The sequence below is a fragment of the Ruegeria sp. CDSC052 genome (assembly GCF_059610685.1).
This window is the reverse complement of sequence record NZ_JBXWOB010000007.1, coordinates 15,865-29,420: the sequence shown is the minus strand read 5'-3', so window position 1 is coordinate 29,420 and position 13,556 is coordinate 15,865. Positions and strand designations below refer to the sequence as shown.

The window sequence follows — 13,556 nt, the reverse complement described above, 5'->3', positions numbered from 1 at the left end:
CCAGAAACCGCGGGCTTTTTCCACCTTGTATCGAACTGACACCCCCGGAAAACATGGGGCCTTACGCTGCGATTGCCTTGTCTGCCGGTTCGAATATGCGCTAGAGGGCCGCGAAACAGGTGATTTTACGATGACACGTGCTCTTTTCGCATTGATCTGCCTGACTTTCGCCGTTCTCGGCCAGCAAAGCCAGGCCCAGACGCTGACGGTTTCGACCGTGACACGGCCTCCGTTTTCTTTTGTCGAAGATGGAGCCCAAACCGGATTCTCGATGGACCTGCTTGAGGCGTTGGCTGAATCCTTGAATTGGGACTATTCCATCCAACGTTCCGACGCCTTTGGCGACATGCTGGGCGCAGTGCAGAACAGATCCGCAGATCTGGCCATCGCCAATATCTCGATCACTGCCTCGCGAGAAACGCAGATGGACTTCAGCCAGCCGATTTTCGAGGCTGGTTTGCAGATCATGGTGCCATCGGACGCGGTGCGCCGCCCGTCACTGCTACATGCGTTACTGTCGCGCGAATTGTTCATTGCTATCGGGCTCGCCTTTGCCATCCTTCTTGGCGGCGGCATGCTGATGTGGGTGTTCGAGCGCCGCTCGCAGCCCTATTTCGACCGCAAGCTTGACGAGGCCTGGTTCCCCTCATTCTGGTGGGCCTTGAACCTGGTGGTCAATGGCGGGTTTGAGGAACGAATGCCGCGCACGCCATTTGGTCGAATTCTGGGTGTAGTGCTGGTTGTATCTTCGCTGTTTATCGTCTCGGTCTTCACTGCGCGGATCACCTCGGTCATGACAGTGGATGCAATCAGTGGCAGCGTGAATTCGATAAATGACCTTTACGGCAAAGAGGTCGGAACAATCTCGAATTCAACCGCTGCTAACTTTCTGAACCGCCGCGAGATCGAGTTTACCAACTATGATGGGCTCGACCCCATGCTTGAAGCTTTTCGCAACGAGGAACTGGACGCCATCGTGTTCGACGCGCCGATCCTGTCCTATTTCGCCGCCCATGAAGGCCGCCGGATTGCCTCGATGACAGGCGGTATATTCCTGCGCGAGAATTACGGCATTGCCTTCCCCACCGGGTCCCCCCTGGTCGAAGACGTCAACCAGGCGCTGCTGGCGCTGCGCGAAGACGGCACCTATGACGAGATTTATCGCAAGTGGTTTGGGGCGCGGAACTAAGCCGTCTCTTCATCCCCGAAAAACGGGGTCATCTGCGCCACGATCACTGCATTTTCATCCAGCGCGCGCTGCATCAGGGCCCGTTCATCCGGGTCGATCTCGTGACCTTGCGCTTCACGTTCAGCCAAAGTGCCATAGCCTGTGACATCCAAAGGCGCGGTATCTGCCTGTTTCAGGATCGCCACCGTTTCGCGCACGGCCTCGGCCTCGTCGACGCCGCTGGCAAAACATATCAATGCCGCCCCGGTTGCGCCGTCGGGCAGGCCATCGCCATCCTTGCGACCGATCTGCACAAGCAGGGTATAGACCTGCTGACGCGAAGGTTTCTTTTGCTTTTCCATGCAAGGGGCCATAGCCGCGCACCTGCCTGCGGTCAAGCAGCCGGGGAATTGCAGTGGATCGCCTGTGCCGCCATAGTGCCCGCAGTAACCTGACACCGATCACAAAAGGACGTTGCCATGACTTATCCGGATTTCATCACAGGATTCCCAAGCCTCGACGTGCCCTTCCCCGAAGATGTGGTGCAAACGGCCGTGATCAGATCAGACGCGGGGCTGGTGGCGTTTTTTACCTTTCTTCAGGATTTCGAACTGCCCCTTCATTCCCATCTGGCACAATGGGGAACTGTGGTCGAAGGTGAGATTGAGCTGACCATTGGCGATGAAACCAAGAGATATGGCCCCGGTGACAGCTATTCGATCCCCGCAGGAGTGGAGCATGGCGGCAAGATCAAAGCCGGGTCGCGCGTCATTGATGTGTTCGAAGAACCGGACCGCTATCCGGTCAAAGGGTAAGCGATAACAAAAAAAGGGCCGCAGCGGATCGCGCTGCAGCCCACTTGTTTGATCCGCGCCCAGTTTAGTCGCGTAGCAATTCGTTGATCCCGGTTTTCGAGCGGGTCTTTTCATCCACCCGCTTCACGATCACAGCGCAATAGAGGTTGATGTTGTTCTTGGACGGCATCGAGCCCGCAACAACCACCGAATAGGGCGGAACCTCACCATAGGTGACCTCACCGGTTTCGCGGTCGACGATCTTGGTCGATTTGCCGATGAACACGCCCATGCCCAGAACCGAGCCTTCGCGCACGATGCAGCCCTCGACCACTTCGGACCGCGCGCCGATAAAGCAGTTGTCTTCGATGATGGTCGGACCCGCCTGCATCGGTTCCAGAACGCCGCCGATCCCAACACCGCCCGACAGATGGACGTTCTTGCCGATCTGCGCGCATGAACCGACGGTGGCCCAAGTATCAACCATTGTGCCCTCGTCCACATAGGCACCCAGGTTCACAAATGACGGCATCAGAACCACGCCGGGCGCAATAAAGGCGGATTTGCGAACGACGCAATTCGGCACCGCGCGAAAGCCAGCGGCCCGCCATTGGTTTTCACCCCAACCCGCGAACTTGCTGTCCACCTTGTCCCACCAGCCGCCGTCCTGAGCGCCGCCGGTCTGGATTTCCATATCCTTGATGCGAAAGCCCAGCAGAACCGCTTTTTTCGCCCACTGGTTCACATGCCAGTCGCCGCTGTCTTGCTTTTCCGCGACCCGCAGCGACCCGCTGTCCAGCGCATTCAGCGTATCTTCGATCGCTTCGCGTGTCTCGCCGGTGGTGGCGGGGGTGATGGCATCTCGCGCCTCCCAGGCGGCTTCGATGGCGGCTTCCAGTTGCGCGTTGGACATTTGGCGGCTCCCTGCAGATTCTGTTCACGCTTGTGTTGCCTATACGCAAGCGACGGACTGGCTGCAATGCGACGCTGAGCGCGCGCTTTGCGGCTGTTTGTTGCGGTTTCAGCCGTTCAGAGGGTCCGGTGAGATGTTTCCACCACAGATCAGCACCGCCACCCGTTCGCCCGGCTCTGGCGTGTAAGCCCCCGATAGCAGCGCAGCCAAGGCTGTTGCGCCCGCTGGTTCCACCAGAACGCGATGCGCCCGCCACAAGGCCTGCTGCGCTTGAGAAATGGCCTGATCACTGACCAGAACCGATTGCACGCCCTGTGCCAGATCGAAACAAATTGAGCCGATCCGCCGCGCGCCCAGCGCATTTGCCGCAATGCCCGAGACGGACACATCCACCGGTTCTCCCGCCTGCAGGGCTGCATTCAGCGCGCAGGAGGTTTCCGGCTCAACCGCCACGACCTTGCGCGTGCCTTGCAGCCAGGCCAGCGCCCCGGCGATCAGACCGCCACCGCCCACCGCGATCAATACGGTATCCGCTTTCAGGCCCTGTGCCTCCCATTCGGCAAAGCAGGTTCCCTGCCCGGCGACCGTAGCGGGGGCGTCATAGGCGTGAATCTGCATCGCGCCCGACGCATCCTCATACGCCTGCGCCGCAGCAAGAGCGTTGGCATATTCTCCCGGCACCACGCTCAGATCTGCGCCTGCCTGTTCAATCAGCGCAATCTTGGACGGCCCTGCCAGTTCCGGGACAAAAATCTTGGCCGGATAGCCTAGCGCCTGTGCCGCATAGGCTGCGGCTGCGCCATGATTGCCGCCCGATGCGGCCACAACACCAGCCTCGGGCACATCCGAACTGATCAGAGTGTTAAACGCCCCGCGCGCTTTGAAACTGCCGGTGTGCTGCATATGCTCCAGCTTCATTTCCACCGGAAAATCCAGCCCCAGGGCACGGCTTTCCACCACTGGCGTCACCTGCGCATAGCCACTTATGCGGTGTTGCGCCGCCAGTATTTCGCTCTTCCAATTCATTCTCATCTTTCCGTGACTGGCACTCTGCGCCCGAACCCTATAGCTGTTTGGAAAACACGCAAGCAGGGATCGTTACCCCATGAGAGAAGACCGCCTCAGCCCGTTTCGCGACGCGCAGACCGACCGTTCGACCGCAAGCGAGGTACCCGACACCCCGCAAACCCGCTCACCCGCCTATCGCCTTGCCTTTGCCGATGAGGATTTCCTGTGCCGGGATGAGCTGCGCCCGGTGCGCCTGCAGCTGGAACTGCTCAAGCCCGAGATGATCATGACCGAGCGTGAGATCACCTCGACCATCGTCATGTTCGGCGGCGCGCGTATCCCTGAGCCGTCACAGAAACACACCGCGCGGACGGAAACGCTGGCCGGGCTGTCGGAATATTACGACGAAGCGCGCGAGTTTGCCCGGTTGATGACCGAGAAATCGAACGAAACCGGCGGGCGCGAGAATGTAATCGTCACCGGCGGTGGCCCCGGCGTGATGGAGGCTGGCAACCGCGGCGCACAGGATGCGAACGGCTGTTCCATCGGTCTCAACATTGTGCTGCCGCATGAACAGGCACCGAACCTGTACGTTACGCCCGAGCTCAGCTTTAACTTCCACTATTTCGCCATCCGCAAGATGCATTTCCTGATGCGCGCCCGCGCCATCACCATCTTCCCCGGCGGCTTTGGCACCATGGATGAGCTGTTCGAGTCCCTGACCCTGATTCAAACCGGCCGTATGGAGCGTGTGCCCTTCCTGCTATTCGGTCGCGCGTTCTGGGAAAAGGTCATCAACTGGGAGGCGCTGGCCGACGCCGGCACCATCTCGGACGAGGATCTGGACCTGTTCCGGTTCGTCGATACCGCGCAAGAGGCGGTCGACATAATCGATAAATGGGAACCCACCCCGCCCCGTGACGAAATACCGGGGCGCTAAACGATGGGGCGCAAGACCGGCGAGATGCTGCATCTGCGGGGCAACGCACTGACCAAGGGCGAACCCGTGGCCCTGCCCCTGACCCAAAGCAGTATGTTCCACTTGCCCGGCGCACCGGACGGGCATGATTTCTACGGTCGCGTCAACAACCCAACCTGGGAACATCTGGAACAGGTTCTCGCCCATCTTGAAGACGCCCCCTGCCTGGCTTTCCCGTCGGGCATGGCGGCGATCTCGGCCGCGTTGTTTGCCACGGTCAAAGCCGGGTCGCGCATCCTGATCCCGTCGGATGGTTATTACGTCACCCGCGTGCTGGCAGACCGGTTTCTGTCTGGGCTAGGTGTCATCGTGACAGAACGCCCGACAACCGCCTTTTCCGAAGGCGGGTTCGACGGGTTCGATGTGGTCTTTGTCGAAAGCCCCTCGAACCCTGGCCTGGATATGATGGACCTGCCAGCCATCGCGTCGTCCGTGCGCGCAGCTGGTGGGATCACCATTGCTGACAACACAACCATGACACCACTGGGCCAGCTTCCTTTGGATATGGGCGTAGATATCGTGGTGTCCTCGGACACCAAGGCCATGGGTGGGCATTCCGATCTGCTGATGGGCCATGTGGCCAGCCGCAATACAGATGTCATGGAGCGGGTCGAGGAATGGCGGCGTGTCTCTGGCGCGATCCCCGGTCCGCACGAGGCTTGGTTGCTGCATCGTGGGCTGGAAACACTGGATGTTCGGTTCGACCGGATGTGCAGCTCGGCCCAGGTGTTGGCAGAACGGTTGGCGGCGCATCCGTCTGTGAAAGACATCCGCTATCCCGGCCTGCCAGGTGACCCATCCTACACCTTGGCACAGGCTCAGACCACGCGGTTCGGATTCCTTCTTTCGATCACGTTGGAAACCCAGGCCAAGGCCGAAACCTTCATCAACACCTGTCCAATGCTGCGCCCTGCGACGTCTTTTGGCGGCGTCCATAGCTCGGCCGAGCGCCGCGCCCGTTGGGGCGACGACGTTGACCCCGCTTTTGTCCGTCTGTCCGTGGGATGCGAGCCGGTGGTTGAGCTTTGGCAGGCAATCGATGCCAGCCTGAACGCACTGTAATTACTTTTTGGGCGTGCGCAGCTCGGTGAACACGTAGATCGGCAGCACGACGCTGGCGATCAGCGCGCCCACCCAGACCAGCAGTGTCGCAGCCAGCAGGTTGGAAATTCCGCCAACCGTCAGCCCATTGGTCACCAGATCGGTCACAAGCAGGCCGACAAAGGTCACGATCAACGCGATCCCGCCTTTCAACGAAGGCGCCCTTTTCTCACCCAACTTCAGGATCAGCGGCTCGGCCACCACCTGCACCAGCGTGAATACGATCACCACAACGATGAATGAAATCGGCTTGATTGCAAAACCGGTCAGTAGCAAAGCGGCCAACATTAACCCAATGGCATTGCCCGCCAGCAAGGCCAGAACCGATTTAAGTCTGCGCGTCATCGGCTAATCTCCGTCAATGGATAATATGAAACAGCCTGATAGTATCAGAGATTACGAAACTTGCGAACCAATTTAGCCACCGGTTCTTTTTGACCTGTTGAAATCACGTGATAAAATACCTTCATCATGATCAGCCCTTCCCCCATTCATGAGAGGTGAGATGAGCGACGATCCCTATGCCGCACTTGGCGTGGCCAAAGATGCCAGCGACGCTGAAATCAAAAAAGCGTATCGGCGCATTGCCAAGGAATGCCACCCGGACTTGAAACCCGGGGACGCCGAGGCCGAAGCCAAGTTCAAGGCCGCCGCCGCGGCCTATGATCTGTTGAAAGATCCTGAGACGCGCAAACGCTATGACAATGGTGAGATTGATGCCTCGGGACAGGAACGCCCGCAACAGCAATACTATCGCGATTACGCCGAAGCCGCCGGCAACCCCTATCGCGGGCAGGCGACGGACCCGGACGACATGTCGGACATTTTTGCTGAATTCATGCGGGGTCGCGGCGGATTTGGTGGGCAAGGCGGCCGCGAGTTTCACGCGCCCGGCCACAATCTGAACTTCACGCTTCAGATCAGCTTTCTGGATGCGGTATTCGGCGCCAGCCAGAAACTGACCCTGCCGGATGGGGACCGGATCGAGGTCAAGATACCCGCAGGGATCACAAGCGGTCAGACCATTCGCCTGCGGGGCAAGGGTGCCGCTGGCTATGGTGAGGGGCCGCGCGGCGATGCGCTGGTGACAGTATCAGTCGCGGATCATCCGGTATTCGACCGTCAGGGAAATGACATTCACATCACGCTGCCCATCACGATTGATGAGGCGGTGCTGGGCGGCAAAGTGGCGGCGCCCACGATCGATGGGGGTGTAAACGTGACCGTCCCGGCGGGAACCAGCAGCGGCAGAACCCTGCGCTTGCGGGGTAAGGGCGTGAAGAAGCGCGGCTCGGCCGAACGGGGCGACCAGTTGATCGAGCTGACCATTTCAATGCCCGATCAAATCGATGATGAGTTGAGGCAATTTATGGATTCATGGCGAGAAACCCACCGCTATGACCCACGCAAAGGAATGCCGTCATGACCCGCACCCTGACCGAAGAGGAACTGATCACCGCCGTAGCCCGGCTGACTTCGACCCGATTGACAGAATATCTGGCCGCCGAAATCGTGATCCCCGAACAAACAGATCGCGGATTGGTCTATCACAGCCTCGACGTTGCCCGGCTGGAGTTGGCCTGCGAGTTGCACGACCAATACGAAATGGAGGCAGACGCAGTGTCGATGATGATTTCCCTGATCGACCAGTTGCATGGGTTGCGCGCAGAACTTCGAGAGGTCCTGAACGCCGTCGCAGCGCAGCCAGATCCGGTTCGTCAGCAACTGATCAAAGTGATCGGCACCGCGAGATTTGGGTGAGAGAGGCCTAATTGTCGACCAGATATTCTTCGGGAACGAAGAATGTGTAATCTCGGTCGGCAACCGCCTCGTGGCAATCGTGGCAATACGCAACTGCGTTGGCGCGATCCCCCATCGTGTCCCCAAACAATGACCCATCCGGCATGACCATGATATAACGCCAATCAGCCGTAGCAGGGTTGGCGCCCTCGGCCAGTTTCTGCATGACGAACATCGCGCCGGGATGGCTTTTCCCCTCATCCGTAACGGTCACGCTGTCCTTGGCCAGCACAGACCCCACCGGAAGCTTTTCGCCTTCCGTCAGGGTTGCATAATTATACGCCATCCGGTTTGCATAGCTGTTCACAAATCGCCGACCATGGGTTTCAGATATATAGGGCGCATCGTTGTACAGCGGCCAGTTTTGGTAATTCAGAAGCAGATCCAACTGCGCTGCGGCATAGCCGCGTGCCATCCGGCGCTGCAACGAGTCATAAATTTCACGCGCGTCGTCCTTGGTCAGATCAGCCGGATTTTCGATAGCCAGATGAGCATCCTCATCATTTGACTGCGCAACAGCATCAGTTACGGCGACGGCCGCACAAGCCAAAACTAAAACAAAATTAAAGTACGGAATTTTCAATCGAAACATCATCGAGATAACCCAACTCGTAACCTGTTATGCCGCAATCGGCACACGGAGCTGAAATACAAGGTAGCCGCCGTGAACGAATTTGCCACATGCCAGCCACCGAACTCACCCTATTGTGCGCAAGTGAGCCTGGTGCATCCACACCTAGCCAATGAAACATATCAAATTTTGCATTCGATAGACAGCGCCCCAAAAATTAATTTTGCGACGCCCTTCTATTCAGCCGCTTATCCGCGGTCGAGACCGGCCTCGGCCTCAATCTGCTTGCGCGATTTACGGGCGCGTTCGGTGGCCGATTTCAGCTGACCGCAGGCCGCCATAATGTCCTCGCCCCGCGTCTTGCGGATGGGCGAGGCATACCCGGCCTGATAGATGATATTGGCAAAAGCCCGAATACGATTGTTTGAGCTGCGCTTATACGGCGCGCCGGGCCATTCGTTGAACGGGATCAGATTGATCTTGGCCGGGATTTTGTGGCGCTTGATATGTTCGATCAGACGATGCGCATCCTCATCGCTGTCATTCACACCATCAAGCATCACGTATTCAAACGTAATCCGTTCCGAATTGGAAACCTTGGGATAGCTGGCCAAAGCCTGCAGCAACTCTTCGATATTCCAGCGTTTGTTGATCGGCACCAGCACATCGCGGACTTCATTGGTCGTCGCGTGGAACGAAATTGCCAGCAGGCAGCCGATTTCCTTCGCGGTACGCGCAATCTCGGGCACCACGCCCGATGTCGACAGGGTAATCCGGCGGCGAGACAGCGAGATACCTTCGGGGTCCATCGCGATTTTCATCGCGTCGCGGACGTTCTCAAAATTGTAAAGAGGCTCGCCCATACCCATCAGAACGATGTTCGACAGCAGGCGGGTTTCGTCCTTGGGCGCACCCGGTACCGGCCACTCGTCAAGATCATCCCGCGCCATCATCACCTGACCGACAATTTCCGCCGCCGTCAGGTTGCGCACCAGTTTCTGCGTGCCTGTATGGCAGAAGGAACAAGTCAGCGTGCAACCGACCTGAGACGAGATACACAGCGTGCCGCGATCGTCCTCGGGAATATAGACCACCTCGACCTCATGGCCGCCAGCAATACGGACCAGATACTTGCGTGTGCCATCCTCGGACACCTGTCGGGTCACAACCTCGGGGATTTCGATCACGAAATGCTCGGCCAGCTGGGTGCGATAGGCTTTGGCCAGATTGGTCATCTCGGCAAAGTCGCGCACACCCCATTGGTAAATCCACTGCCAGATCTGGCCCGTGCGCATCTTGGCCTGTTTTTCAGGCGTGCCGTGTTCGATCAGGGTCTCGCGCAGGCGATCCCGGGTCAACCCGACAAGGTTCACCTTCCCCTCCGGCAATTTGCGGGGGATGGTCATGACGTCTTGAGTGATCGGCGCTTTGGGCGACATAGGTGGGTCTCGAAGATTCTGGCTTGGAATGCGCCTCTATATAGGACTGCGCGCAAAGATCAAAAGAATTCGTCGCGCCTAATTTACAAAACGCAGCAATTCGTCAATCCGCAGGCGCCCCAATTCAATCCGACAAGAGGTGATACCAATGCCGGTTCCCGACCCACCACCAAAAGACGCGCCGACCGCCTCGCACTGCGCATCACGATACCCGACCCACGCGCTTTGCGCCGCCTCCATCGCAGGCGCCGCGCTTGTCCGTCCGGTCACCTCGTCCAACGCGTTGGCTGCATCCATGGCAAAGCCAAAACTATCGGTCAGCGCGGCCTCAACCCCCGCTTCCATACTGGCAACGCAAGATCCGATTTCGACTTGTGAACTTGCGTTCGTGCATTCCATTGCAGGATCCGCCACAGCCAACGTGGGGGTTAAAACAGCCAGTATCACCAAACGCATGACATACTCCTCGAAGGGTCGTTAAACTAACGCGCTCAGCTTAGCATAGCGACGCCAGAGGTTACAAAAAACCGCGGGGGATCAACCCCGCGGTCATTCGAACTCTTATGCCGCCCGGACGTTTCCAGGCCAGCCGTATTGGATCACGCACCTGCTGGTGGAATAAAGCAATCCTCGGCGTCCAGCGTTTTGACCGGATCGTTTGGCCCACATTGCTCTCCCGAAACCGGGTATGTCTCAGCGGATTTATCACAAGCGCTCAGCAATACGACGGCGGTCAGCACAAACAGGCCCAAAACTTTCTTCTGCATCGATGCTCTCCTTTTCTCTCTGCTTGAACCGATTAGTTCAGTATTTCAGAGCGCGGAGCATTGACGCAGATCAAATTTATAGATGACGTTAAGTTAAGCTATGAAGGAGGGCGGTCCTATCCTGCGAAACTGGCACCACTTTGCAAGCCGGGCCACTGCCCGAGCGCTGGCGCGCTCAGTTGGTACAGCGTTTCTCGGCGTCGTCTAAAGCGGCTGTGAAGCCCAGCAATGAGAAAGTATCTTTGGTCTGAGTGCCGCGCTCGGACCGGGCGGTCAGCACTGCTTCGGTACCGCTTTTCATGGCAGCGATTACTTTTTGGTCATCACCCTCTGACGCGGGCCAGGCCCATTCGCCTTCGGTGCTGAATTCGAAGCTGTTTCCGTCGATGGATACAGATACGGTCGATCCCGCAGCAAACGGATAGCCCCCGGTGAATGAGACGCGCCCCTTCACATCGGGATCAGGTCTGAACACGACAAACAGCAGGATGTCGCTGCGCCTCACCGAAACAACGCGCCCGCCGCGCGTGTTGACGGTTTCATCCGGCGTTGCAACGCTCCAGCATTCGGTTGGGTCCTCTTCCACAAACACACTCCAGTCGGTGTTTACGGATACTCTATTGGTGCTGTCTGCCTGCTGAGCGGTTGCAGCCGTTGTCATCCCTGCCACGCACAGGCCCGCGATTACGCGGACGAGCTTTGATCCCATCTGTCCAGCCTCCTAGCTCGACCTAATACCTCATACCCACCGGAATGGCTCGCGAACCCTGACGGTTCGTCTGTAAGTTGCGTCTTCCGGTGATTGCCGACATACACACACTATCGCAAGTTTCGCCATAGGCGAAAGGGCGGTTGGCAGTTTTTTGCGCATGTTTAGGAGGGTCCCGATGACGCAGCCTGTAGCAATGACCGAACTATGGCGGGGGCCTTTACTGGAAAGTCTGCATCTGGGACATGCGGTTATCTGTGATGACACGGGGCAAATCGTGCGCAGCTGGGGCGACCCGGAGGCGATAATCTACCCCCGGTCTTCGGCCAAGATGATACAGGCCCTGCCGTTGATTACATCTGGGGCGGCCGCGAAATACGGGCTGAACAGCGAGCATCTGGCGTTGGCCTGTGCCTCGCATAACGGCGCGCATATTCACACAGACAGGGTAACGTCCTGGCTGGACCATCTGGGCCTGGCTGAAACCGATTTGCGCTGTGGGCCGCAAGAGCCTCAGGATATGGCGGCGCGCGACGGGCTGATACTTGCCGACGACACGCCCTGTCAGATCCACAACAACTGCTCGGGCAAACATAGCGGGTTTTTGACGGTAGCACAGCATATGGGTGCCGGGCCGGAATATCTTGAAATCGACCACCCGGTTCAACAGGCCTGTTTGTCCGCGCTGGAAGAAACCACCGGCGAAACCAGCCCCGGCTATGGCATCGATGGCTGTTCCGCCCCGAACTTTGCCACCTCGCTGGTGGGGATGGCACGGTCGATGGCGTGGTTTGCCTCGGCGGCGGACCGGTCGGACCGGGCCAGCGATGCGGCACAACACCTGACCGCGGCGATGATCAAACATCCCGAGCTGGTGGCCGGAGAGACGCGCGCCTGTACCGAGCTGATGCGCGCCATGAACGGGCGCGCCGCGATCAAGACTGGGGCCGAGGCCGTATTCATCGCCATCATCCCTGAAAAACGCATGGGCGTCGCGCTCAAGATTACCGATGGCGCCACCCGTGCCAGCGAATGCGCCATTGCTGCCATTCTGGTCAGCCTCGGCGTACTGGAGGCCGATCACCCGGCCACCCGCACCTTTATGAACGCCACGCAATACAGCCGTCGCGGGCTGGAATGTGGCGTGATCCGACCCGCGCCGGGATTCCCCGGCTAGGGCGGCTACATCTCAATCTCGTGAATCTCGGCCACCTCGACCGAGCCTGACCCGTTCACGACCATAGGGCATCCCTTGGCCATCTCGTTGGCGGCGTCGATGCTGTCGGCTTTGATCACCGTAAAGCCGGAGACCGGGTTTGCGCCGCCATTATCGACCACACCGCCCGAGCTGACGGTATAGGACTGGCCCACCGGGTTGCCGGGTATTTCCAGCGCCGGGCCCATATTCTGAAACCATGCGCCCCAGGCGGCCATGGTTGCTTCGACTTCGGCCGGGTCCGATGGCGTGGTCCCGCCGTGATAGACAAACAGAAACTGTGGCATTTCTTTCCTCCCAGATGAAAGCTTATTGCACCAGACCGGCCAGCTTGTTCAGCGTCGAGGTCCAGCCTTTCTCGTGATTTGCGGCGATCTCGTCATCGCCCAGGTCGCGGTGATCGACGACCAGCCGCGCGCCATCGCCTGCGGCTTCGATCCGCAGCGTTACATGGCTCTCGGCCCCACGCTGATCCTGATCGTCATGCCAGCCCCAGGTGAAGCCAACCGAATTGGGCGGATCGACATGGGTCACATGGCCCGAGACCTTAAAGCGCTGGCCCTCGCCATTCTCCATGACCGAATACCACGGACCAACGCGCGAAAAATCGAGAGTATGTTCGGGCACGTGCACCCCTTCGGGACCCCACCACTGCAACAGCCGTTCTGCGACACTGATCCACGCAAACAGATCCTCTGGCGGTATCGGATACGTGCGTTCCAGCTTTAGATCGGCCATGAGGTATCCCTTTCAATAGCATCGCCCAGACGATCCAGACTGCTTTCCCAGAATTGTCGTTTCGAAATGGTCCACTCCGCGATCGCGTACAGACCTTCGGGGCGGATCGAATACATCCGCTGGGTGCCCTGCACCCGTTGCCGAACCAGCCCGGCCTCACGCAAAACCTTCAGGTGACGCGAGACCGCAGCACCTGACATACCGCGCCCTTCGATTAGGTCGCCCGCGGGCTGCTCTCCGTCCTGCATCAACTGTTCAACGATGGAAAACCGCGTGGCGTCGGACAAGGCGGAGAATGTGGTCAGAAGCGTACTCATGACCGCTGTTTAACATTTTTGTTAAATAAAGGGAAG

19 protein-coding genes are annotated in these 13,556 nt (G+C 58.6%); 7 read left to right on the top strand and 12 right to left on the bottom strand.

The features are described 5' to 3' along the window. Nucleotides 1–130 precede the first annotated feature (130 nt). Nucleotides 131–1,189 (top strand): transporter substrate-binding domain-containing protein, encoded by a 1,059-nt coding sequence (locus tag AC2FIM_RS12690; protein WP_142637194.1) that lies wholly within the window; start codon nt 131–133, stop codon nt 1,187–1,189. On the opposite strand, the gene AC2FIM_RS12685 is transcribed toward AC2FIM_RS12690, so the two are convergent. Further along, a complete protein-coding gene (locus AC2FIM_RS12685) occupies nt 1,186–1,530 on the bottom strand; it encodes a DUF8846 family protein (RefSeq protein WP_271949582.1) in 345 nt (114 codons plus the stop codon). The two genes, AC2FIM_RS12690 and AC2FIM_RS12685, sit on opposite strands and share 4 nt — an antisense overlap. A gap of 117 nt (nt 1,531–1,647) precedes the next feature. Here AC2FIM_RS12685 and AC2FIM_RS12680 point away from each other — a divergent pair, with 117 nt between their 5' ends. Then, nucleotides 1,648–1,983 carry a cupin domain-containing protein gene (locus AC2FIM_RS12680; RefSeq protein WP_271949580.1) on the top strand — a complete coding sequence of 112 codons (336 nt, stop codon included), beginning with the start codon at nt 1,648–1,650 and terminating at the stop codon, nt 1,981–1,983. A 64-nt stretch (nt 1,984–2,047) separates the two neighbouring features. Here the strand turns inward: AC2FIM_RS12680 and dapD are convergent, their stop codons facing one another. Both dapD and AC2FIM_RS12670 read right to left on the bottom strand, forming a co-directional pair. Further along, a complete protein-coding gene (dapD, locus tag AC2FIM_RS12675) occupies nt 2,048–2,875 on the bottom strand; it encodes a 2,3,4,5-tetrahydropyridine-2,6-dicarboxylate N-succinyltransferase (protein WP_271949578.1) in 828 nt (275 codons plus the stop codon). Nucleotides 2,876–2,983: 108 nt separating this feature from the next. Further along, on the bottom strand, nt 2,984–3,901 hold the full coding sequence (locus AC2FIM_RS12670; protein ID WP_271949577.1) for a serine/threonine dehydratase: 918 nt from the start codon (nt 3,899–3,901) through the stop codon (nt 2,984–2,986). A gap of 79 nt (nt 3,902–3,980) precedes the next feature. Here AC2FIM_RS12670 and AC2FIM_RS12665 point away from each other — a divergent pair, with 79 nt between their 5' ends. Both AC2FIM_RS12665 and AC2FIM_RS12660 read left to right on the top strand, forming a co-directional pair. Beyond that, entirely contained in the window at nt 3,981–4,823 is an 843-nt protein-coding gene (locus AC2FIM_RS12665) for an LOG family protein (RefSeq protein WP_271949574.1), read from the top strand. Between the two features lie 3 nt (nt 4,824–4,826). Next, nucleotides 4,827–5,924: a cystathionine gamma-lyase gene (locus tag AC2FIM_RS12660; protein WP_271949571.1), complete on the top strand. Its 1,098-nt coding sequence runs from the start codon at nt 4,827–4,829 to the stop codon at nt 5,922–5,924. Here AC2FIM_RS12660 and AC2FIM_RS12655 read toward each other — a convergent pair whose 3' ends face one another. Then, the gene (locus AC2FIM_RS12655; RefSeq protein WP_271949569.1) at nt 5,925–6,308 is read right to left on the bottom strand and encodes a hypothetical protein; all 384 of its coding nucleotides are present in this window, start codon (nt 6,306–6,308) and stop codon (nt 5,925–5,927) included. Nucleotides 6,309–6,468: 160 nt separating this feature from the next. On the opposite strand from AC2FIM_RS12655, the gene AC2FIM_RS12650 reads away from it, so the two are divergent. After that, a complete protein-coding gene (locus tag AC2FIM_RS12650) occupies nt 6,469–7,389 on the top strand; it encodes a DnaJ C-terminal domain-containing protein (protein ID WP_271949567.1) in 921 nt (306 codons plus the stop codon). Continuing rightward, on the top strand, nt 7,386–7,724 hold the full coding sequence (locus tag AC2FIM_RS12645) for a hypothetical protein (RefSeq protein WP_496677857.1): 339 nt from the start codon (nt 7,386–7,388) through the stop codon (nt 7,722–7,724). Before AC2FIM_RS12650 ends, AC2FIM_RS12645 begins: the two co-directional genes overlap by 4 nt. A 7-nt stretch (nt 7,725–7,731) precedes the next feature. Here the strand turns inward: AC2FIM_RS12645 and AC2FIM_RS12640 are convergent, their stop codons facing one another. From AC2FIM_RS12640 to AC2FIM_RS12620, 5 genes are all read right to left on the bottom strand, one after another. Further along, the gene (locus AC2FIM_RS12640) at nt 7,732–8,313 is read right to left on the bottom strand and encodes a cytochrome P460 family protein (RefSeq protein ID WP_271949563.1); all 582 of its coding nucleotides are present in this window, start codon (nt 8,311–8,313) and stop codon (nt 7,732–7,734) included. Nucleotides 8,314–8,582: 269 nt separating this feature from the next. Beyond that, nucleotides 8,583–9,773, bottom strand: a complete 1,191-nt coding sequence (gene rlmN / locus AC2FIM_RS12635; protein ID WP_271949561.1) for a dual-specificity RNA methyltransferase RlmN — start codon at nt 9,771–9,773, stop codon at nt 8,583–8,585. A gap of 78 nt (nt 9,774–9,851) precedes the next feature. Next, the gene (locus AC2FIM_RS12630; RefSeq protein WP_271949559.1) at nt 9,852–10,229 is read right to left on the bottom strand and encodes a lysozyme inhibitor LprI family protein; all 378 of its coding nucleotides are present in this window, start codon (nt 10,227–10,229) and stop codon (nt 9,852–9,854) included. 143 nt (nt 10,230–10,372) lie between these two features. Next, complete coding sequence (locus tag AC2FIM_RS12625; protein ID WP_185956689.1) at nt 10,373–10,540, bottom strand: hypothetical protein; 168 nt, start codon at nt 10,538–10,540, stop codon at nt 10,373–10,375. Between the two features lie 175 nt (nt 10,541–10,715). Continuing rightward, a complete protein-coding gene (locus AC2FIM_RS12620; RefSeq protein WP_142637215.1) occupies nt 10,716–11,249 on the bottom strand; it encodes an invasion associated locus B family protein in 534 nt (177 codons plus the stop codon). Nucleotides 11,250–11,427: 178 nt separating this feature from the next. On the opposite strand from AC2FIM_RS12620, the gene AC2FIM_RS12615 reads away from it, so the two are divergent. Next, the gene (locus AC2FIM_RS12615) at nt 11,428–12,426 is read left to right on the top strand and encodes an asparaginase (RefSeq protein WP_496677858.1); all 999 of its coding nucleotides are present in this window, start codon (nt 11,428–11,430) and stop codon (nt 12,424–12,426) included. Nucleotides 12,427–12,431: 5 nt separating this feature from the next. On the opposite strand, the gene AC2FIM_RS12610 is transcribed toward AC2FIM_RS12615, so the two are convergent. Genes AC2FIM_RS12610 through AC2FIM_RS12600 form a run of 3 tightly spaced genes read right to left on the bottom strand, consistent with a single transcriptional unit; the run spans nt 12,432 to nt 13,520 of the window. Continuing rightward, nucleotides 12,432–12,752 (bottom strand): YciI family protein, encoded by a 321-nt coding sequence (locus AC2FIM_RS12610; RefSeq protein ID WP_496677859.1) that lies wholly within the window; start codon nt 12,750–12,752, stop codon nt 12,432–12,434. A gap of 22 nt (nt 12,753–12,774) precedes the next feature. Beyond that, entirely contained in the window at nt 12,775–13,203 is a 429-nt protein-coding gene (locus AC2FIM_RS12605) for an SRPBCC family protein (protein ID WP_496677860.1), read from the bottom strand. After that, nucleotides 13,191–13,520 carry an ArsR/SmtB family transcription factor gene (locus AC2FIM_RS12600; protein WP_282021995.1) on the bottom strand — a complete coding sequence of 110 codons (330 nt, stop codon included), beginning with the start codon at nt 13,518–13,520 and terminating at the stop codon, nt 13,191–13,193. Before AC2FIM_RS12600 ends, AC2FIM_RS12605 begins: the two co-directional genes overlap by 13 nt. Between the last annotated feature and the right edge of the window lie 36 nt (nt 13,521–13,556).